This is a genomic window from Corallococcus praedator (genome assembly GCF_003612125.1).
In the GTDB taxonomy this organism is placed as follows: Bacteria; Myxococcota; Myxococcia; order Myxococcales; family Myxococcaceae; genus Corallococcus; species Corallococcus praedator.
In genome coordinates this window covers 22,368-43,246 of sequence record NZ_RAWI01000032.1, presented here as the reverse complement: position 1 = coordinate 43,246, position 20,879 = coordinate 22,368, and the positions used below count along the sequence as shown (strand labels likewise).

Sequence of the window (20,879 nt, the reverse complement as noted above, 5' to 3'; positions counted from 1 at the left end):
GCCCTGGCTCTTCCCGCCCCTCCTTTTCGCAACACGACACTGCGCCGCGCGGCGGTTGGCCGCACACCTCCTCACGTCCATCCCTGGAGGGATGACGCAGGCCGCGAGCCCCGGGCTCGCGACGCGATCTCCATGGGCGCCCACGACCCGGAGGCGCTAGGGTTGCGCCCCCTCTTTCACAAGCGAGCGAACGCATGGCCCAGGCCCTCTACGACATCCCCCTCACCGCCATCGACGGCACCGCGCGCAACCTCGGCCAGTTCAAGGGCAAGGTCCTGCTGGTGGTGAATGTCGCCTCCAAGTGCGGGCTCACCCCGCAGTACGAAGGCCTGGAGAAGCTCTACGAGCAGAAGCACGCCCAGGGCCTGGAGGTGCTCGGCTTCCCCGCCAACGACTTCGCCGGACAGGAGCCGGGCACCGAGAAGGAGATCCAGGAGTTCTGCACCCTGAAGTACGACGTGAAGTTCCCGCTGTTCTCGAAGATCGCCGTCGTCGGCGAGAAGAAGCACCCGCTCTACCACGAGCTCACCCGCGCCCTCCCCGACGCCACCGGAGAAGGCCCCATGCGCGAGAAGCTCAAGGGCTACGGCATCCAAGCCAACCCGAAGCCGGAAGTGCAGTGGAACTTCGAGAAGTTCCTCATCGGCCGGGATGGTCGCGTCGCGGCCCGCTTCGCCCCGGACGTGACGGCGGAGGATCCGCGCCTCGTCCAGGCCATCGACGCGGCGCTGGCGCAGCAGGCCTGACGCGAAGGGGGCTCAGGGCGCGGGGATGAACCGCAGCTCCCCGGGACGCAGGGCGCCCCCCAGGTGCTTCAACCACCCCTCATACTCGGGGTCATAGGAAGCGCGTCGGAGGTAGACGTCTCCGAACGCACCGGAGGTGGGCGAGGCGCGCAGCCACAGGTCCAACGCGCCGTCGTCTCCCATTCGCGCCACGCCGACGGCGCCCGGTGGCGGCGTCCCCGGCAGCGGAGGCAGGGGCTCGACCCCGTCCTCGGGTGAGGCCTGGAGGTTCTGGATCTTCTCCCGCACCGAACCCAGCAGCCACGCGTCCATGTCCGGCAGCGCGCGCAGCCGCGGCTCCTGCGCATCCAGCCGCCCGCTCAGCGCGGGAAGCACCTGGGTGCGGAGGGTCTCCACGGCGCGCGCGTCCCAGCCGAGGTAGCGGGTGCTGCTCTGGAGCGCCAGTCGCAGCCGGCCCAGGTCCTCCATGGACGCAAGGGCCTGGGGCCGGGCCAGCCAGGTTTCATAGAACGCGCGGAGGAACCACTCCTGGTCGTGCCGGATCACCGGCACCGCCTTGCTCCACTCGAACGCGGGAGCGAGTCCGACCTCCCCCAGCTTCCAGGTCTGGAAGCCCATCTGCTCATCGAAGAACTTCGAGAACTCCGCCCAGCGGGCTTCGACCCCGGGCTGGGATTCAATGAAGTCGCGGCAGCGGCGCATGTCCTCCGCGGAGGCGCGCGGATCCCGCGCCACCAGGTCGCACACCTTGTGCCTCGCCCCACCGTCGACCTCGGCGCGGAGCGCGGCCAGCGCCGCCCGTGCCTCCTGCTCGCGGTGGCGTGACGTCGACCCCTCGCCGCCCATGACCGCCAGGAAGGCCGCGCCCGCGCACACCACGAGCGCCACCAGGGGCAGCCCCAGGCCCAGCGGCACCGCCTCCCAGGGACGGTCCGACAGGAAGCGCCGCCAGCCGACCCAGAGCGTGACGAAGGTGGGGAGGACCGCCAGGGCGAAGGCCAGCAGGTTCAACGCCTGATGGAGCGGCGTGGCGTTGTGGCGGTACGCCTCGCTGCTGAAGGCCAGGGTGAAGAAGGCGCCAATCACCAGTGCCACGCCCAGGGCCAGCTCCCCCAGCAGACACACTCCCGCGAAGACAGCGCCCATCGGATGTTCCCCTCAACCCACGGACCAGGGCCCCATGCTCCCGGTCGCGTCGCCCCCGAACCTAACCGAAGCGGGGGACACGCTCCTCCGTCCGGACCGGCACCTTGTCAGCGGCGGCGGCGCGGCGCGGGCTTGGGGGGACGGAGGTCCTCCTTGCTCTTCGGCAGCTTCGGCCCCGAGGCGAGGTCGAACTCGTAGGTGGCACCGAGCAGGAGGCGGAACTGGTAGATTTCACTCAGGCCCTCGGTGACGGCGATGCCCGCGACGGCCTCCAGCACCAGACCGGGGAACGCCTCGTGGCGGACCACGGGAAGGATCTCCACCTGGGTGGCATTGTCCCGCCAGACCGGGGTGATGACGTCCTCGAAGTAGAGGCGGCCCACCACCTCCAGCCCGAGCATCGTGAACTTGTCGAGGTTGTAGGTGGCCGCCAGCGCGAGCTGGACCGCGTCCGGGACATCGAATTCGGGCAGGCTGCCCCGGTCTCGCGTGCCCTGGTGCAGGTAGCTGCCGTTGAGCATGAAGCGCAGGTCCTTGCTCGCGCGCAGCTCTCCGATGAGGGTGCCCTCCCAGTCCCAGGTGCCGTCGGAGAGACTCGGGAGGATGCCGTCCTCGTCGCTCGGCCCCGTGGGCAGCGTGACGCGCCCGTAGGCCGCCAGCGCTGCCGTGCTGGACTCCAGGAACGTCCACTGGAGCCCGAGGGGAATGTCACCGAAGGCGAGCTTGAAGTCGTCGTCCCCGGGAAGTCCCAGCGCCAGCAGCTCCACGTAGAGGTTGGCCTCCAGGTTGTCGACGATGCCGAAGCGCAGGCTGGGCGATATCTGCTGGTAGGGCTGTGACTCGTCGAGATCCAGGGCGAAGAAGCCCTGATAGCGCAGGCCCAGCTCCAGGTTGCCGCTCTTCGTGGTGGACGCGGTGCGCGTCACCATGGCGCGGTAGGGCCGCGCCCACGCACTGGACACGAAGAGCAAGCTGGCGAGGACGACGAGTGGCAGACGGGCGTTCATGGGGCAGGAAGCTAGTCGACGCACCCGTGACGGCGCACGCACGTCCGCTCAGGGTGTGGAAGTGCGCTGCCACCGCGAAGACGATCTTCTAGGGGTCGGCACGATTGCCGCGACATCGTGGCGAATCAGAGCGACACCTGGGGCTCCAGGAAGGGAGCGAACACCATGGCTGGAATCAAGCACCGCACCGTCGAGACAAACGGCATCCACCTGCACCTGGCCGAGGCGGGCGAAGGCCCCCTCGTCCTGCTCCTCCACGGCTGGCCGGAGTCCTGGTACTCGTGGCGCCACCAGTTGCTGGCGCTCGCCGCCGCTGGCTACCACGCGGTCGCGCCCGACGTTCGCGGCTACGGACAGAGCGACAAGCCTCGGGAGATCGAGGCGTACAGCATGAAGCACCTGATGGCGGACTTCGTCGGCCTGCTCGACGCGCTGGGGGAGAAGACGGCGGTCGTGGTCGGCCACGACTGGGGTTCGGCGATGGCGTGGAACCTCGCCGCGCTCCACCCCGACCGCTTCCACGCGGTGGTCGGCATGAGCGTCCCGCACATGGGCCGCACGCCGCTGCCGCCCACGCAGCTCTTCAAGAAGGTGTTCGGAGAGAAGTGGTTCTACATCCTGTACTTCCAGCAGCCCGGGGTCGCCGAGGCGGAGTTCGAGGCGGACATCCCGCGAGCGGTGCGCATGATCCTCGCCGGTGTCCCCGGCTTTGATCCGCAGTCCCCCATCGTCCAGGCCCGGAAGAAGGACGACGGGTTCCTCACGGGGGTGGCCGCGCCCGAAACCCTGCCGGACTGGCTCACGGAGGAGGACATCGCGTACTTCGCGAAGGAGCTGGCCGGCAGCGGCTTCCGGGGAGGGCTCAATCGCTACCGCAACATGGATCGCGACTGGGAGGAGCTGCCCGAACTCGCCACGGCGAAGATTGAACAGCCCGCCCTGTTCATCATCGGGGAAAAGGATCCGGGACGCGCCTTCGCCCCCGTCGAGGCCATGAAGGCGCTGGTTCCGAACCTCCGGGAGCCGCTCGTCCTCCCCGACGCCGGCCATTGGATCCAGCAGGAACGTGCCCCGGACGTGAGCGCCGCGCTGATTGGCTTCCTGAAGTCCCTGCCCGCCTGAGGCCCCTACGGTGACTCCCGCGGGTGGGACTCCAGCCCGCGAAGGGGAGCGTCCTGGCCCGATACGATGAAGGGTGCCCAGTGGTGGGGATGTGGCTTCGCGGCACGCAGCCAGTGCATGGCCTCGCGCAGCGCGGCGGCTCGTCCCCTTCCCGCGAGCAGGTGGCGGTAGTAGGCCTCCATCAGCTCCTGCGTGGTGTCGTCCTTCACCTTCCACAGGCTCATCACCACGGTCTCCGCCCCGGCCACCACGAGCGCCCGGCGCAGCCCGTAGACGCCCTGGCCCAACTGGATGTCCCCGCGTCCCGTATCGCAGGCCGACAGCACCACGAGCTGGGTGCCCCAGAGATCGAGCCCGGCCAACTCCAGCGCTGTCACCAGCGCGTTCTCGGGTGGAGCCGCATGGGGGCTGGAGGCGTCAGGGGCCAGCGCGCGCGCACCCGCGAAGAGGAGGCCGGAGCGCAGCAGGGGATCCTTCGGAGGCGAGGCGGCGGTGTCATCCCCCAAAGCACCGAAGTGGACCACGGAGCGGGAGTTCGGGGACACGGCAGCGTCCTGCAGGAAGAAGCCGTGGGTGGCCAGATGCAGGATGCCAGGGGACGACAATCGCAGCAGGCGTTCCTTGGTGGCCTCGGGGCCCAGGAAGAGCTGGGCCTGGGGAAACAGCCGTTGGATGCTCTCTGCTTCCCTGCGGGTGCCCGGAAGCGGAATGACGTCCCAGTCCCTGTGCACCGGGCGCTCGTGCAGCGAGGAGAAGAAGCGCTCCATGGAGGCGGAGCGCTCGGCCACCGCCGAGGTCTCCGCCTGAGAGGATGCGGGGGCTTGCACCGGAGCACCGAAGGCCGGGTCGGCGAGGACGACGACGGAGTCCGCCGGGGCGATCTGCTGGGGGCGCGGCAGCAGGTCCTTGCCGGAGGTGAGGTAGGTGAAGTCAAAGGCATCCACCAGGAACTGCTTTCCGTCGTGCAGGGCGGCGAAGGGCACCAGGGCCAACTGTCCATCCGGCGCGAGGAAGAGGCGTCGGGTCTTCCCCAACAGCGGGAGCAGGGGTTGGAACGCGAGCCGATAGGCCGACCGGGCCTTGGCCTGGAAGCCGGCGTCCTGGTTGGCCAGGGCATCTCGCAGGCTCGAGGCGGCCAGGTCCAGGGAAGCGGCCGGTCCCAGGTCCACGGTGCGGATGGTCGCATCCGGGAAGAGGACCAGCGCCAGGTAGCGCAGGGGACCAGGACTCGAGGACTCGGGCACGCCGGGTCTGGGCACGAGGGGGTGCTCCGCGTAGGTGATGAACTCGACGAGCGCGCCGTCCCTGGGCAGGGCCTGGGCGACACGGTCGACGATGTCCGCGGGAGATGGCAGCGCGGTCAGTGCGCGCAGCGGTGCGGAGCGATGGGCAAGAGCGGCCTCGAGCGCGTCACCCTCCCGGGCCAGCTCCTTGAGCTGTTGTTGATAGGCCGCGGGGGGCAGCGAGCCCGGACCCTGGAACGTGAGGCTGGCAAGTCGGGTGCGCAGGCTCCGCAAGCGCTCGAAGGTTTCGAGCTCCCCCGCGCCCAGGCTCCGGTAGACAGCGCGGGAGATGTTGGCGGTCTCCTCGATGGAGCGGCCCTTGAGGAGCAGGGCCGCGCTCAAGGCCAGGCGCCTCACGTGGGCGTTGTCGGGATGGGCGCGCAGCAGCGCATAGAGACGTTCCTCATCGGCGCGCAGGAACCGGAGGAAATGGCTCAGGCGCGCTTCCGAGAAGTCGAGGGCCTCCTGACGCAGACGCAGCTCCGACATGGCGAAGGCGCGCGTGAAGAGCGGTAGGGCCTCGGGGAGGCGATGCCGGCCCAGGCGAAGCAGTGCAAGGTCATTGAGCGTTTCGGCGACGTCGGGGTGGTTGTCGCCGAAGGCCGCCTCCCGGATGGCGAGCGCACGCTGGGAGAGAGGCTCCGCCCGGTCATACAAACCCTGCCGCGCGTAGAAGTTGGCGAGGTTGTTGAGCGAGGTGGAGACGGCGGGGTGGTCCTTGCCCAAGGCCACCTCCCGGAGGGCGAGCGCACGTTGGAAGAGGGGCTCGGCCCGGCCGTACGCGCCCTGGATCGCATAGATGCTGGCGAGGGAGTCGAGCGGGGCGGCGACATCAGGGTGGCTCTTGCCGAGGGCTGCCTCATCGATGGCGAGGGCGCGCTGGTAGAGCAGCTCCGCCCGGCCATACAACCCCTGGTCCGCGTAGAGGTTGGCGATGCGGTTGAGCGAGGTGGCGACGTCAGGGTGGTTCTTGCCGAGGACCTCCTCCTGGATCGCGAGGGCACGCAGGTAGAGCGGCTCCGCCCGGTCGTACAACCCCTGCGTCGTGAAGAGCAGTGCGAGGTTGTCGAGCAGGGCGGCGACGGTGGGGTGGCTCTTGCCCAGGGTTGCCTCCTTGATGGCGAGGGCGCGCTGGTAGAGCGGCTCCGCCCGGCCGTACAACCCCCGGGTCATGAAGAGCAGGGCAAGGTTGTGGAGCGAGGAGGAGACAAGGGGGTGATTCTTGCCGAGAGTCGCCTCGCGGATGGCGAGCGCGCGCTGGTGCAGCGGCTCCGCCCGGCCGTACAACCCCTGGGTCAAATAGAGGTTGCCGAGGTTGTTGAGCGTTTCAGCGACGCTGGGGTGGCTCTCGCCGAGGGTCGCCTCGCGGATGGCGAGCGCGCGCTGGTAGAGCGGCTCCGCCCGGTCGAGCAAACCCTGTTTCGCGCAGAGATTGCCGAGGTTGCTGAGCGACTGGGCGACGTCGGGGTGACGGGCGCCGAAGGCCGCCTCCCGGATGGCGAGCGCGCGTTGGTAGAGCGGCTCCGCCCGCTCGTACAACCCCCGGTCCGAGTTGAGGTTGGCCAGACTGTTGAGCGAGATGGCGACACGGGGGTGGCTCTTGCCAAGAGCCGCCTCGCGGATGGTGAGCGCGCGCAGGTAGAGCGGCTCCGCCCGGTCATACAGCCCCTGCTCCGCATAGAGGATGGCGAGGAAGTGGAGCGCGTCAGCAACGAGCGGGTGATGCTCACCGAGGGCTGCCTCCCGCAGGGCAATGGCTCTCAGCAAGAGGGGCTCACCCCGTTCGTACAACCCCTGGGCGTCGTAGAGAGAAGCGAGGTTGTAGAGCGTCTGGGCGACGTCGAGATGGCTCTTCCCAAGGGCCGCCTCGCGAATGGCGAGTGCGCGTTGAAGCAGGGGCTCCGCCTGCTCCAGGTGCGTCCCATCCAGCCGCCAGGAGAGCTCGCCTATCAGGTCCAGGGCGCTGGCGACGTCAAGATGCGTGCTTCCGAGCACGGCCTCCCGAAGAGTGAGTGCCTGCTCCGCCCGTGCAAGGGCGTCAGAATACCCGCCTGCGTCCTTGAGCTTCAGCGCGTCGTCAAACGCCGCCTGCGCCTCCAGCAGCCGCGCATCCGGCTTCACTTCGATGACTCCCCCTCCCGTCGCGCAACAGCAGAGAACCCCCAACATCCACAACCATCCGAGTGCCTGACGCATCCTTGTCTCCTGTTTCAGATGGGCGATGCACGCTGCCCGCTACCTGGGAGGGAACGAAGCACAGACGCGCACGCCGACCCTGGCGTCGCGCGCCGTGGGATCACCGGGTGAGAGGTCCGCGCTCGACGCAGCGAAGGCGTCGTAATACCAGGAGCCCCCCCGGAGCACGACGCTTCCGAACTCCGGCGTCGCGGACCGCGTGAGTTCATAGGCATTGCCAGCCATGTCCTCCAGGCCGAAGGGGCTCACCGATGCAGGGTGGGAGCCGACCCCATCGGGGCCGAAGGCCATGGGCGACCGGTCGTAGGTTTCGTCGATGTTGGCGTCATCTGGCTGCAATTGGTCGCCATGCGGGTATTGCCGGCCATCCGCGCCTCGGGCCGCGTACTCCCACTCGTGCTGGCTGCACAGGCGCGCTCCCGGCAGTCGCTTCGTGCGGTGGAGCCAGTCGAAGTAGCCCTCCAGGTCCTGGGCGGAGACGCCGGACAGGGGAAACTTCCTCCAATCGCCCGCGGTTCTCCGGGTCCGCCCCGGATAGACAAAATCCTCGCCCACCCTCGCCGTGCGGAATGTCTCGCTTGAGCGATAGAAGGTGAAGAGCCAGCCAGCGCCAGGATGCCGCCGCAGGGTGACCGCCCCACCGTCGCCGAAGTGGGGTTGTTCGAGGATGCGCCTCGCGGGCGCCTCCGGAGGCAGGTCGTCGAGGTAGGTCATCCAATCCCCGAACGTCACCTCCCTCCTGCCAATCAGATATCCCTCGTTGAAACAGCGCCGATGCATCGGCGGACTGAATGAGAACTTCCGCACCTCCTCCGCCCCGGCGCGGCCCAGGAGGAAACAGCCCGGCGGGACGTAGGCATGACCTTCAGGCAACGCGGAGGGCAGCGCGAGGCGGACCGTCTCGGAGGCCCCGTGCGTGAGGAGCAGTGGCAACTCCACCGGCACGGAGTCCGGCCGCGTGAAGCGAAGCACATAGGAGCCCTCGGGAAGCTGGAGCCGGGCAATGGGGGTCGGGCCCAGGGGAGCGAAACCTGGAACGGACTCGCGGCGGAGCCTCCCGTCCTCCTCCTGGGTGTAGCGCTCGAGTTCGACCCGAGCGCCAGGAGGGGTGGTCACCAACTCAAGTTCAGCCGGCGCCCGGAGCCGTCGCAGCCACTGCGCCCCCTCCTTCGAGGTGTCCGCCTCCTGCTCCAGGCGCCGCACCCACGCGTCACGTTCGCGACGCTGGTGGAAGTCCTCGGCGAGGAGGATGCGTTCGTAGGTGACCTCCGCGATGAGCTGGCGCGCGTCCCCATGGCGGGGGTCCCGCTCAAGGGTCCTGTCCAATGCCTGGGTGGCGCGGGCGTAGGCCGCATCGGACGCGTCGCGCAGGACGAGCACTTCGGTCCATTGCCGCTCGGCGGCCTTCCTGAGTCCTCCGGAGTCCGGCGGGCTCTTGAGGTCCACGGAGGGTGGCGCCCGGTTGTCGAACAGCGCCAGGGCCTCCTCACGCCGCATGCGGGCCTCCTGGGCGAGGGCACGGCCCCCGGCGAGCGACTCGCGCGCCGTGCCAAGCTCCTCGGCGCTCAACCGCGCCTCCACCAGGTACGCCAGCAGCCGATGACCGCCGGAGGCGAGGACGGCGAGCGCGACGACGAGCCCCGCGAGCCGGCGCCTCCAGCGCTCGCGCGTCACGGCGCGGCGGGAGGTCAGGAGGAAGGAACGCTCGCGCGCGCCCAGGGTGGAGAGCTCCAGCAGCCGCACCTCCTCCAACTGCCGCTGTCCCCAGAGGGCGTCACTGGCGTGAAGGAGGCGCTCCCACTCCGCGCTGGCCGTCTCCACCCGCTTGCGCAGCGCGCGCTGGCCGATGTCGTCATCGAGCCAGTCGCGCAGCGTGCCCCAGCTCGCGATGAGCGACTCGTGCGCGATCTCCCAGCGCGGCTGGCCGCCCAGGGTGCGCGTGTGCAACAGGCGGCCCTCGACGAGCGCGCGAAGGGCGGCGCGCGAGGACCCATCCGAGGACTCGACGAGCTCCTCCTCGCCACGCTCGCTGCGCGTCCCCTCCGCCGTCACCAACCGGAGCAGGAGTCGCCGCGCCGACGCGTACTCGGCGGGCCCCAGTCGCCCGAGCACCCCGTCGGCATGGCGGGACAGGGCCCCGGCCACCCCGCCCATCGCATCGAGCGCCTCCCGGGTGATGCGGCCCTGCTCCGGATTGCGCCGCTCCCACAGCTCGGCGAGCGCGAACTGGAGGAGCGGCAGGCTCCCCACGCCGGGCGCCGTGGAGGTGACGAGCGCCTGGAGGACTTCACCGGATTCGAAGGCCACGCCCCGGCTGCGCGCGGGACCGACGATCGCCTCGCGAACCCCCTCTTGCGACAGGGGGCGAAGGATGTAGAGGGCCCGCTCGGCCTCTTCGCCCAGGCCGGGCAGCGCGCACAGGCGGGTCAGGAAGTCGCCGCGCACCGCCAGCAGCACGCGCACCCCCGACGACGGCAGGGCGAGTTCCCCGAGGAGGCGGGCCACATGCGCCGCCTGGACCGGCTCGGAGAGCGTGAGGAGCTCCTCCAGTTGATCCATGAAGAGCAGCAGTCCGCGCCCGCGAGAGTGCGCCTCGCGCAGCGCCGGTCCCAGCCAGCCCGGCGTCCGCGCGAGCGCGGTCACCAGCTCCGCCTCCTTCCGGCCGAGCAGCGGCGCGAGCGCGGCGGCCAGTGCCTCGAGCGGGCGGTGACCGGGCCACAACGTGACCGTGGTCTGCTCACGCCCCGCGTCCAGGGCGCCCGCGGCCACCCGAGGCAGCACGCCGGCGCGACACAACGAGGACTTGCCGGTCCCGGAGTCTCCGGCGACGAGGACCAGGGGCTGGGTGCGCAGGCGCTCGAGCACGGCGCGGATGTCCGCCTCGCGCCCGAAGAACAGCGAGCGGTGCTCGGCCTCGAAGGGCGCGAGGCCGCGATAGGGATTGCCGGAGGACAGTGGCGCGGGCGCGCTGATGCGCTCGAGCCGCTCCAGGGCTTCGCAGAGGGCCTCCGCCGAAGCGAACCGGTCCAGGGGATTGGCCGCGAGGCACCGCGTGATGAGCGTGGCGAAGTCCGGGTCGATGTCGGGCCCGAGCACGGCGCGAGGAGGAGCCACCTGCTGTCCCCGGGAGGTGCGCTGGGGCACCTCACCCGTACACAGTTCGTGGAGGACAAGGCCCAGGGCATAGAGGTCGCTGCGAGGCGTCGCCGGGGCTCCGGCGAGCAGCTCGGGCGCCAGATAGGGCAGTGTCCCGACGAGGGGCTGCGCGCTGGACGTCAGGGCCGTTCCCACCTCGAAGCGCTCGGCCAGGCCGAAGTCGAGCAGCTTCACCTCGCCGTCCCGGGTGACCAGGGCATTGGACGGCTTCAGGTCGCGATGGAGCACGCCCTGTCGGTGCGCCGCCGCGAGCCCCCGGGCCAGTCCGACGCCCAGGGAGAGCACCCGGCGCCACGGCACCGGCAGGGGCAGCTCCGCGAGGCTCTGGCCCACGACGTACTCGGAGACGATGTACGGGTGGCCGTCCACCTCGCCCACGCTGAACACGTTGACGATGTTGGCGTGCTGCAGGCGCGCGAGCGCCCGGGCCTCGGTCGCGAAGTGCTCGCGGACCCGGGCGTCGGGCTGGCTTGAGGCAATGAACTTCACCGCGACACGCCGATCCAGCGACGTGTCATGCGCCAGGAAGACCACGCCCATCCCGCCCCGGCCAATGAGCGCTTCGAGTCGGAACGCGTCAAAAACGTCGGGTGGCGTCCAGGAGGGCACTGGCTCCCGCGAGGCGTCCGCCGGCTCGCGGATCTCCGAGGGCGCTTCCCCCGAGGGCTGGATGCCGGGGGTGAAGGTGGCCAGGAGGGTCCGGCAGTCGTCGCAACGGGTGGCGTGCTGATGGACCCGGGTCAGTTCCTCGTCTGGCAACCGAGCTTCGAGGAGCTCCACCAGGACCTCATCCGTCAGACAGCCGGAGGGGAGCGGATACCTGGGTTGGGAAGTGTTCAAGGGGGCCACGGAGCGGGTGCCCATCAATGGCTGGCGTTGAAGGCAAAGACGAAGTGCGTAGGATGGACCTTCGAATGGAACAGGTGTCCGAGCACGTCGCGACGTTTCTCAAGCATACCCAGGTGCGCTTCGTCCCCCCTACAGAGGTGGAAGCCGCGTCGCTTGACGCGCTGCTGCTCAGCGCGTGGGAGGAGGCTCGCGCGCAGTGGCCCACCGTAAAACTCTCCCTCAATCAATTCGTCATCCATGTCGCTGAACGATTGCCCAAGGTGAGTCCCGACAGCCCCATCGCGCCGCTTCTCAAAATGCTGTCCCTGGCGGAACTCTACCTCACGTGTGGATGTCTTCAGGGTCTGGCCTCCGCGCAGGAGGCCTTCGAAAAAAGCTACCTCGCGAAGCTGCCAGGCAAGCTGCGGGGTCTGAGACAACCCGACGCGATGATCGACGACGTGTGTCAAATCACGCGCGTGAAGTTGTTGGTCACCACCCCGGAGAGCGCTCCCAGGATTGGTGAGTACTCGGGGCGCGGCGCGCTGCTGAGCTGGGTGCTCGTCACCGCCGGACGCATCGCCAACAAGCTGCGGGCCGCGGAGAAGCCCTCGTCCGAGGACAGCGCGGAGGAGATCCTCAAGATGCTGCCGGGGCAGGGAGTGGACCCGGAGCTGGACGTCATGAAGCGGCGCCACCACGCCGAGTTCCGTCAGGCCGTGCATGAAGCCGCCTCCACGCTCTCCGCCGACGAGCGCCACCTGCTGCGCCTCCACTTCGCGGATCAACTCTCGACGTACGAGCTGGCCTCGCTCTTTCGCGTCAATCAATCCACCGTCTCCCGCTGGTTGAAGAGTGCACGGCAGCGCGTCTACGAGGAGACCCGGAGCCGTCTGCAGGAGCGGCTGGGCCTCTCCACCCTGGGCTTCAAGAGCTTCCTGGCGTTCATCGACAGCCAGCTGGACCTGAGCATCAGCCAGATATTGGAGGAGAAGGGCTGACACGGGGGACGTGCTACGGGGCCTTGGCCGCGGAGGCAGCGCCCTTCGGGGCCGCGAACGTCAGGTTGCGCAGCAGCGCGGCCTCGGGGCTCACGTTCATGCGTCGCACCGTGCAGTGCTCCCCTACCCCTTCGCCTGGAGCACCCACCCCGTCTGTCTGGAAGCGGTTGGGGCACTCCTGGAGGATGGTCGCCAGCGCGCGGCCGTCACGGGTGCGCGCCAGGCAGGTGGCCCCGTCGGGTGCCCACGCCGCCTCGAAGGAGGCCTTCGCGGGATCCCATTCCCCCCGCTCCACCATGCCGAACCGGTCATAGACGTCGATGGTGGTGCCCTGGTGCGTGTGGCTCTGGCCATTGCCACAGTAGTCCGCGCGCGCCATACGGGTGCAGGCCTGGTGGAGGTCCGCCAGCGGCTTCCCGTCGCGGCGGTCCCAGGGCTTGTAGCCCCACTGGATGCACTTGGTGATGGCGCCGTTCTCACAGGCGAAGGTGAGCTTGCCCGGGGCGTCCTGGTGGGCCCCACTGGCATCCCAGACGCCACCCACCGCGAGGGCCCGGGGGCTCGCCACGCGGCCCACGGCGACGCAGGGGTTCTCCCACTCCTGGGCCACCGCGTTCCATGCCTCGATGCGGTAGAAGATCATCCCAGGGTCCTCGGGGGAGGGTTCGGCGGCGCAGAGGGCCACCTCCACGGGCTTGCCGTCGCTGTCCGTCCCCTGCAGCACGCTGCCGACGACGCCGCGCAGGGCATCCCCAGCCTCTGGCGCGGGAGAGGCGACCAGGTGCCCGCCGTCGAGCCGCAGGGCCGTCACCCCCGCCTCCGCCCGGCGCAGGGGCGCGAGGTCCGCCGAGACGAGCACGCTGCTGCGCTCCTCGGCCACCTTCTCCGTGTTCCAGTCCCGCCGGGTGCCCCACAGCATCGTCCCCTGGGGCCTGGCGATGCGGCTGCCGGATTGGGCCTGACAGCGGCGCGCGTAGCGCTCGGCGTCCGAAACCCGGCCCGCGGACCGCATGGGGGAGGGCTTCGCGGAGGCCGGAGGACCCGCGTGCGCCAGGGAGGGAAGCTGAAGGAACAGACAGACCAGCAGGAACTTCTCCATCGCGTTTTCTCCGTCGCGTCCATGGGCAGGACAGCTGGACCACGATGAAGAAGAGCCAGGGACTTGAAGAGTCATGCACGGAATCCGCAGGCTGTCCCGTGGCCCCCCAGCCTGGCGACCGCCGCGTGACACCGCCAGGGAACTGGGGCTCACTGCCCGTGTCTGCATTCAAGGGGGAACCATGAGGTGCATGCTCGGGTGGATGGTGGTCGTCGTGCTCTGCTGTTCGGCGGGGGCGGCGACAGCGGAGGCGCCGGGGGATGCGAGGCTTCGCGAGGCGCAGGCTGCTTTTGACGCGGCGACGAAGCTCATGGACGCAGGCCGCTATCCCGAGGCGCATGGACCGGCCGCGCAGGCGCTCGCGCTGAGGGAGTCCGCTCTTGGAAGCACGCATCCAGACGTCGCCGGCGCTCTGGACCTCGTGGGGGAACTCTATCAGCGGCAAGATGACGTCCCCCACGCGGAGCCCCTGCTTCAACGCGCGCTGGCCCTGCGGGAAGCCACGCTCGGCAAGGCCCACCCGGACGTTGCCCTGACGCTCACCCTCCTGGGCATCCTCTACAAGGACCAGGGGCTGTACGCTCAGGCAGAGCCCCTCTTCCTGCGCGCACTCACCCTCCGGGAGACGGGCCTTGGCGCCGCACATCCCCTCGTCGCCAGAACGCTGAGCAACCTCGCCAACCTCTACTCGGACCAGGGAGCGAACGAGCGGGCCGAGCCCCTCTACCTGCGCGCGCTCACCATCCGGGAAAAGGCCTTCGGCAACAACCATCCCCAGGTCGCCACATCGCTCAACAACCTCGCAATCCTCTACAAGGACCAGGGGCTGTACGAACGGGCCGAGCCCCTCTACCTGCGCGCGCTCGCCATTCGGGAAGAGGCCCTCGGCAAGAACCATCCCGAAGTCGCCGCATCGCTCCACGGCCTCGCCAACCTCTATGTGGGTCAGGGTTTGTACGAACGGGCCGAACCCCTCTTCCTGCGCGCGATCGCCATCTTCGAGGCGGCCCTCGGCGACAAACACTCTCACGTGGCCTCCTCGCTCGACGACCTCGCCAACGCCTACTCGGAACAGGGGTTGCACAGCCGGGCCGAACCCCTCCACCTGCGCGCGCTCGCCATTCGGGAGGAGGCCCTCGGCAAGAACCATTTCGAAGTCGGCGTCTCGCTCAACAACCTTGCCCTGCTCTATATGGAGCAGGGGTTGTACGAGCGGGCCGAACCCCTCTTCCTGCGCTCGCTCGCCATCCTGCGAGCAGCGCTCGGCGACAACCACCCTCTCATCGCCACCTCGTTCGAGAACCTCGCACTCCTCGCCAAGGAACAGGGGTTGTACGACCGGGCCGTGACCTTCCATCAGCGCGCGCTCGCCCTCCGGGAGGTGGTGCTCGGCAAGAACCATCCCGACCTCGCCACAACGCTCCACAACATCGCCAACGTCTATCTGGACCAGGGAGGGAATGAGGACCGGGCCGAGCCCCTCTTGAAACGCGCGCTCGCCATCCAGGAAGCGGCGCTCGGCGACACCCATCCCTTCGTGGCCTCCTCGCTCGCAAGCCTCGCCAGGATCCACCTGTCCCGAGGAAGGTATGAGCGGGCCGAGCCCCTCTGGAAGCGTGCACTCGCCATCCAGGAAGCAACGCTTGGCGACACCCATCCCAGCATTGCTCAATCGCTCCACGGCCTCGCCCTGCTCCACCTGGCCCGACATCGCCGCGCCGCGGCCCTGCCGCTCCTGACGCGCGCCTTCGACATCTCCGAACAGCGGCTGCGCCAGGAGGCGCTCGACTTCTCCGAGTCACGACTGGCCCATTTCCTCCAACTCCTGCGCGCGGACGAGCAGGGGCTCTACGCCGTGCTGCGCGCCTGGCCCCAGGACGCCAGCGTGCGGCGTCTGGCCCTCAGCGCCGTGCTCCTGCGCAAGGGCCGCTCCGTCGAGGAGACCGCGGAGATCTCCCGCAGCCTCTCCCGAAGCCTGGGAGCCAGGGACCGCGACACCTTCGAGCGGCTGCGAGGCCTGCGCACCCAACGGGCCGCCCTTTCGCTCGGGGGCCCCGGCGAGCTCACTCCGGTGGACTATCAGCAGCGCCTCAAGTCGCTCGCCGACCAGGGTGATGCCCTGGAGGCCGACCTCGCCAAACGCTCCGCGCCCCTGCGCGCGCTCACCGCGCTCCCACCCACCGCCGAGATCGTCGACCGGGTCGCCGCCTCCCTGCCGCGCGATGGCGCCCTCATCGAGTTCATCGCCTACGAGGACAGTCCCGTCCTCCCCACTCCCGGCAAGCCCCGCGCGAAGAAACCGGGTCCGCTCCGATACCTGGCGCTGGTGCTCTTCCCCGACGCATCCACGCGGGCCCTGGACCTGGGCCCGGCGGCGCCCATCGACCGCGCCGCCACGCGCCTGCGCGATGCACTGGCACGCCGCGACGTCCAATCACAGGCATCCGCCCGGGCGCTCCACGACATCGCGTTCCGGCCCCTGCTGCCGCTGCTGGGCAACACCCGCCGGCTCTTCCTCTCGCCCGACGGACATCTGGGCCTCGTCCCCTTCGCCGCGCTCCACGACGGACGCGACTATCTGGTCGAGACCTGGGACTTCACCTACCTCACCTCCGGCAAGGATCTGCTGCGGCGTCCCCAGGACACCTCCGCCGTGTCGTCCGTCGTCGTCTTCGCCGACCCGGACTTCCAGGCGGCACCTGGAACCGCGCCCCGGGCCCCTTCGCCCGCGGAGCGTTCCGCCCCCCTCGAGCGCTTCTTCTCCACCTCGCGCGCGGAGGACATCGCCGCCACCCCCTGGGCAGCGCTCCCGGGCAGTCGCGCGGAGGCCGAGGACATCCAACGCCTCCTCCCCCAGGCCCAGCTCCTGCTCGGACCCGAGGCCACCAAGGAGCGGCTGCTCCACCTGCCCACGCCCGGCGTGCTGCACCTGGCCACCCACGGCTTCTTCCTCGACGACGCCCCCGCGCCCAGCGACTCCAGGGCCGTGGTCCATTTTGGTGTGTTGGGAGAGGGAGCCCTCACGCGCCCCGTTCCGGATCCGTTGCTGCGCTCGGGGCTGATCCTGGCGGGCGCCTCCGCACCAGCTCCTGACGCGGCCAGGCCTCCGGCGGCCAGCGCGATGGTGACGGCCCTGGAGCTGGCGGGCCTGGACCTGTGGGGCACCCAGCTCGTGGTGCTGTCCGCGTGCGACACCGGACGGGGCGACGTGAAGCCAGGCCAGGGCGTGTACGGCCTGCGCCGCGCCTTCTTCGTGGCCGGAGCGGAGACAGTGGTGATGAGTCTCTGGAAGGTGAACGATGGGGCGACCCACCCTCTCATGGAGGCCTACTACCGCCACCTGCTGTCGGGGCAGGGCCGGGCCACGGCGCTGCGCGAGGCGATGCGCTCCTTCCGGCGGACGTGGCCCCATCCCCACTACTGGGCCCCCTTCATCACCGTGGGCAGCGATGCGCCCCTGCGCGCGCTGGCGACTGGCGCTCCATCCCATCCGGACGCGAAGCCCACGGAGGCTCGCTGATGGTTGGCCGTCCGCGGGCCTGGAACCCGTGGAGCCAGGCGTCAGGGGCACCCGACTCGAGGCCGCGCAACGCGGATGAAGCACTGTCCGGCAACACCCCATCCGACTCCAGGCTGGCCGCATCCGGGCCCAGGGTGGACCGGGCCCCCGAAGTGATCCGCGAGGCACCGCCCCCGAGGCACTGCTTGAACAGGGTGAATGAGACGTTCGTGGTGCCCCCGGGCTGAAGGCTGGGTCTGGGCCCTGGCGGAAGCCGCTGCGAGCAGGAACACGAGTGAGAAGAAGATCGCCGCGGCGTTCAGACTCATGCTCTCGACACTCATCGTGTGACCTCTTGCAATGAAAGCCTCCCGCCTGCCAGATCGACGGCCATAGGCTGAGTGCCCCCGCGAAGGGACAGAGCTGATTCGGGGAAGAATGATGCAGGGAATCCGCGGGCTGCTCGCTGAATCAGCCGCCTGTGCATCATTTGCCGCGTCGCCGGCTCCCCTGTGGTGAAGGAGCCCCAGGCACCTTCACTCCAAATGACGAACTCCTTTGAGGTCAGGATCCTTCGAGCGCCAGAAGAGCTTGGCCATTACCGAAGGCTGCTCTTCGACGCCTACATCCACGAGGCAGGCTGGAATTTCCATCCAGCCAATCCATCCGGAATCCGGATATCGGGTCATGAACTGCGGGATGACCGGGATGACATCGCCATCTGTTTCGGCGTCTTCCAAGAGGACAGGCTGATTGGGGGCGCCAGGCTCTGCGGGAGGCACCAGGGCCAATTCGAGATCCACGGCTACCAACCCCATCGGGACCTGACCTTCCTGAACGCCCCCAATCTGATCGAGGCGAGCCGAGCCGTCCTGCGCTCCGAGTTCAGGGGCAGCGGCGTCTTCCCGTTGCTGGTTCGCCATCTGTTTGAGTTCTGCGAGAACAACCAGTTGTCGGTCTTCACGGTCACCAGCGACCCGTCCGTGATCCGGCTCTACAAGCGGATCGGGATGCCAGCGGTCGAGGGTTGCAGGTTCAAGTTCGAACCCGAGGATCCGGCGGAGGCGCAGCTGTTCCTCGTGGACTCACGGGGCGTGTTGGACACCGTCCTCAAGAACCTGACCCGTTGAACAGGGAGGCGGGAGTCGGTGCGGGTGCCGCGGCGCCCCCCGAAAATCCCTGCATCATTTTCAGATGTGTTGGCTCATTCACATGGGTGGGGGAATTTTCTCGGTCCCATGAAAGCGAACCCGGGGTTCGTCTGACCGAGGCGCGGAGCCGCTACGGCTCCGCGTGACCGAGCTTCATCCGCGCAGCCCCATGTCACTCGCGACGTGACGCCAGAAGAGCTGCGTGGCGCGGCTTGGAAGACGTGCGTCCTGAAGGAGCACTTGCATGTCAGTTTCATCTGTTGGTTTCCCGCGCACGTGGCGGACGCTGCGGAAGGCGGCCGTCGTCCTGTCGGCCCTCACCTTCGGCATCACCGGCTGCAGCACCCAGCCCTCCACCCCTCAGCAGCAGGAGCAGGAGGACTCCGCCACCGCCTCCTTCTCCATCAAGGCCTCGGATTTCTACGACGCCTCCGGCGCCTCCAGGGGTGGCTCGCGCTCCGCCTTCTCCCCGCGCGCCTCCCAGGTCTTCTCCTTCACGGATGTGAGCACCCTGCGCATCGACGTGAAGGACAAGGCCACCAACAGCCCGCTCTACGTCAACTTCGACCTTCGCAACGAGGCTGGCGAGTGGAACGGCACGCTGCCCTTCCTCCCCAGGGACAAGACGCTCGTCTTCTCCGCCAGGGCCCTCAACGCCTCCGGCACCCTGCTCTTCCACGGCACCACCGAGCAGACCCTCGCCATCGGCGGACAGTCCATCATCATCGTCCTGACCGCCGCCAATGACGGTCGCGCCATCTCCATCCCGCGCATCCGGAAGATCTCCGTCCCCTCCGCCTTCGGCTCCGACCAGAGCGGCAATGTGTCCTTCACCGTGGAGGCCAACACCGGAGAGAACCTCGACTACGAAATCATCTCGGCGGGGGGAAGCGGGACCTTCTATCCACCGACGGGCTCCATCTCCCTGGCGGCCACGGTGGGCACCTTCGTCAGCCAGTACGCTCCGCCCACCGTCTCCTCCAACACGGAGTTCGAGCACACGGTGAAGGTCACCAACGAGGCAGGCCACTCCGTCTCCACCACCTTCAAGACCCGGGTCAAGCCGCCCGGCACCACCGATGGTGTGATCGACACGGGCATCCAGGTGCTCTTCAACCCGGTCATCAACACGCTGAATTCGAGCCGTGTGCTCGGCACCGGAAACGTCATCTTCCAGGCCTCCGTGGCCGACAATGAAGCCGCGTCTTCGCTCCAGTACGCCTGGAGCTTCGCGCCCGCCTCCGGCACCAGCTTCGACCCGCTGCCGAGCTTCTCCGGCGCCACCAACCCCGCCACCCTGCGCGACTACACCACCGCCGTGCAGGGCATCATCACGCTCGAAGTCACCGATGGCGATGGCGGCAAGACCACGCTGCGCTACCCGCTCACCCCCAACCAGTTCCCCGACAACCCCACCGTCGAGGGCGGGCTGACCGGCATCAACTCCATCCGCGCCGGCGAGTCCCACACCTGCGTTCTCTTCAACAGCGGCGCCCTGCGCTGCTGGGGGCGCAACACCCTCGGCCAGCTGGGCTACGGCAACACCTTCACCGTCGGCGACAACGAGCAGCCCTACACCGCGGGGGATGTGGCGCTGGTGGGCGTGGGAGCCAGGCTCGCCCTCGGCGGAAACCATACCTGCGCCCTGCTGGACACCGGACTGGTGCGCTGCTGGGGCCAGAACACCCATGGCCAGCTCGGCTACAACACCACCGAGCACGTGGGGGATGGCGAGGCCATCGCCAGCTATGGCTACGTCAACCTGGGCGGCATCGCGGTGAAGCTCGCCGCCGGTTACGAGCACACCTGTGCCCTGATGAATACCGGCAAGGTGCGCTGCTGGGGCCGCAACAACTACGGCCAGCTCGGCCGGGGCGACACCCAGGACGTCGGCGACGACGAGCAGGTTTCCGAGCAGGGCAGCGACGTGGAGGTGGGCGGCGCGGTGAAGAACATCGTCGCCGGTGGCCATCACACCTGCGCCCTGCTGGACACCGGCGACGTGCGCTGCTGGGGCTACAACGGCCATGGCCAGCTGGGCTACGGCGACACCGAGACGGTGGGCAACAACGAGCACCCCTCGGTGGCCGGGAGCGTGGCGGTGGGCGGCCCCGTCATGCAGCTGACGGCCGGCGAGAACCACACCTGCGCCCTGCTCAACACCGGCAACGTGCGTTGCTGGGGCTACAACGGCTTTGGCCAGCTGGGCTACGGCAACACCAACACCCTCCGCGCGCCGACCGGCGATGTGGTGATGGGCGGCCAGGTGCTCCAGGTCTCCGCGGGCAAGCAGCACACCTGCGCCCTGCTGAGCACCGGCGACCTCAAGTGCTGGGGCAGCGGCGCCAGCGGCCGGCTCGGCTACGGCAGCGCCGCGACGCTGCTCGCGCCTCCCGCCTCCGGCGTGGACCTGGACGGCTCCACCGCCTTCCAGGTGACGACGGGCGCCAGTCACACCTGCGCCCTTCTGAGCACGGGGGCCGCCCGCTGCTGGGGTGACAACGCCTTCGGCCAGCTCGGCTACGGCAACGTCCTGGACATCGGCGACAACGAGTTGCCCTCCTCCGCGGGCGACATCCAGGTCCTCGCGCCGTAGCTCCCGCTCCCCATGGCTTCAGGGCGAGGGCTCTCGTGGGCCCTCGCCC

At 69.2% G+C, this 20,879-nt stretch carries 11 protein-coding genes; 6 read left to right on the top strand and 5 right to left on the bottom strand.

Features of this window, described 5'->3' with window-relative positions; translation table 11 throughout:
• The first annotated feature begins 194 nt into the window (after positions 1 to 194).
• On the top strand, positions 195 to 746 hold the full coding sequence (locus D7Y13_RS06740; RefSeq protein ID WP_120531014.1) for a glutathione peroxidase: 552 nt from the start codon (positions 195 to 197) through the stop codon (positions 744 to 746).
• Positions 747 to 758: 12 nt separating this feature from the next.
• Here D7Y13_RS06740 and D7Y13_RS06735 read toward each other — a convergent pair whose 3' ends face one another.
• Positions 759 to 1,892: a hypothetical protein gene (locus D7Y13_RS06735; RefSeq protein ID WP_120582158.1), complete on the bottom strand. Its 1,134-nt coding sequence runs from the start codon at positions 1,890 to 1,892 to the stop codon at positions 759 to 761.
• Between the two features lie 107 nt (positions 1,893 to 1,999).
• Positions 2,000 to 2,899, bottom strand: coding sequence for a hypothetical protein (locus D7Y13_RS06730; RefSeq protein WP_120531012.1), 900 nt, complete (start codon positions 2,897 to 2,899; stop codon positions 2,000 to 2,002).
• 165 nt (positions 2,900 to 3,064) lie between these two features.
• On the opposite strand from D7Y13_RS06730, the gene D7Y13_RS06725 reads away from it, so the two are divergent.
• Positions 3,065 to 4,021, top strand: a complete 957-nt coding sequence (locus tag D7Y13_RS06725; protein ID WP_120582156.1) for an alpha/beta fold hydrolase — start codon at positions 3,065 to 3,067, stop codon at positions 4,019 to 4,021.
• A 5-nt stretch (positions 4,022 to 4,026) separates the two neighbouring features.
• On the opposite strand, the gene D7Y13_RS06720 is transcribed toward D7Y13_RS06725, so the two are convergent.
• The gene (locus tag D7Y13_RS06720) at positions 4,027 to 7,473 is read right to left on the bottom strand and encodes a CHAT domain-containing tetratricopeptide repeat protein (protein ID WP_120582182.1); all 3,447 of its coding nucleotides are present in this window, start codon (positions 7,471 to 7,473) and stop codon (positions 4,027 to 4,029) included.
• Between the two features lie 66 nt (positions 7,474 to 7,539).
• Positions 7,540 to 11,436, bottom strand: a complete 3,897-nt coding sequence (locus tag D7Y13_RS06715) for a bifunctional serine/threonine-protein kinase/formylglycine-generating enzyme family protein (RefSeq protein ID WP_279637076.1) — start codon at positions 11,434 to 11,436, stop codon at positions 7,540 to 7,542.
• Between the two features lie 122 nt (positions 11,437 to 11,558).
• Between D7Y13_RS06715 and D7Y13_RS06710 the strand changes: the two genes are divergently transcribed.
• Positions 11,559 to 12,485: a sigma-70 family RNA polymerase sigma factor gene (locus D7Y13_RS06710; RefSeq protein ID WP_244222327.1), complete on the top strand. Its 927-nt coding sequence runs from the start codon at positions 11,559 to 11,561 to the stop codon at positions 12,483 to 12,485.
• Positions 12,486 to 12,498: 13 nt separating this feature from the next.
• Here the strand turns inward: D7Y13_RS06710 and D7Y13_RS06705 are convergent, their stop codons facing one another.
• Positions 12,499 to 13,584, bottom strand: a complete 1,086-nt coding sequence (locus D7Y13_RS06705) for an ADYC domain-containing protein (RefSeq protein WP_120582153.1) — start codon at positions 13,582 to 13,584, stop codon at positions 12,499 to 12,501.
• 181 nt (positions 13,585 to 13,765) lie between these two features.
• On the opposite strand from D7Y13_RS06705, the gene D7Y13_RS06700 reads away from it, so the two are divergent.
• The 3 genes from D7Y13_RS06700 (at position 13,766) to D7Y13_RS06690 (ending at position 20,830) form a co-directional block, all read left to right on the top strand.
• Positions 13,766 to 17,104, top strand: coding sequence for a CHAT domain-containing tetratricopeptide repeat protein (locus D7Y13_RS06700; protein ID WP_120582152.1), 3,339 nt, complete (start codon positions 13,766 to 13,768; stop codon positions 17,102 to 17,104).
• Between the two features lie 524 nt (positions 17,105 to 17,628).
• Positions 17,629 to 18,213 (top strand): GNAT family N-acetyltransferase, encoded by a 585-nt coding sequence (locus tag D7Y13_RS06695; RefSeq protein ID WP_120531007.1) that lies wholly within the window; start codon positions 17,629 to 17,631, stop codon positions 18,211 to 18,213.
• A 265-nt stretch (positions 18,214 to 18,478) separates the two neighbouring features.
• Complete coding sequence (locus D7Y13_RS06690) at positions 18,479 to 20,830, top strand: RCC1 domain-containing protein (protein ID WP_120531006.1); 2,352 nt, start codon at positions 18,479 to 18,481, stop codon at positions 20,828 to 20,830.
• The last annotated feature ends 49 nt before the right edge of the window (positions 20,831 to 20,879 follow it).

What these genes read in the sequence shown, in the direction of transcription:
- D7Y13_RS06690 (WP_120531006.1), top strand. Translation starts at nt 18,479, where the DNA reads ATGTCAGTTTCATCTGTTGGTTTCCCGCGCACGTGGCGGACGCTGCGG.
- D7Y13_RS06700 (WP_120582152.1), top strand. Translation starts at nt 13,766, where the DNA reads ATGAGGTGCATGCTCGGGTGGATGGTGGTCGTCGTGCTCTGCTGTTCG.
- D7Y13_RS06710 (WP_244222327.1), top strand. Translation starts at nt 11,559, where the DNA reads ATGGACCTTCGAATGGAACAGGTGTCCGAGCACGTCGCGACGTTTCTC.
- D7Y13_RS06695 (WP_120531007.1), top strand. Translation starts at nt 17,629, where the DNA reads ATGACGAACTCCTTTGAGGTCAGGATCCTTCGAGCGCCAGAAGAGCTT.
- D7Y13_RS06730 (WP_120531012.1), bottom strand. Translation starts at nt 2,899, where the DNA reads ATGAACGCCCGTCTGCCACTCGTCGTCCTCGCCAGCTTGCTCTTCGTG.
- D7Y13_RS06705 (WP_120582153.1), bottom strand. Translation starts at nt 13,584, where the DNA reads ATGGAGAAGTTCCTGCTGGTCTGTCTGTTCCTTCAGCTTCCCTCCCTG.
- D7Y13_RS06720 (WP_120582182.1), bottom strand. Translation starts at nt 7,473, where the DNA reads ATGTTGGGGGTTCTCTGCTGTTGCGCGACGGGAGGGGGAGTCATCGAA.
- D7Y13_RS06735 (WP_120582158.1), bottom strand. Translation starts at nt 1,892, where the DNA reads ATGGGCGCTGTCTTCGCGGGAGTGTGTCTGCTGGGGGAGCTGGCCCTG.
- D7Y13_RS06740 (WP_120531014.1), top strand. Translation starts at nt 195, where the DNA reads ATGGCCCAGGCCCTCTACGACATCCCCCTCACCGCCATCGACGGCACC.
- D7Y13_RS06725 (WP_120582156.1), top strand. Translation starts at nt 3,065, where the DNA reads ATGGCTGGAATCAAGCACCGCACCGTCGAGACAAACGGCATCCACCTG.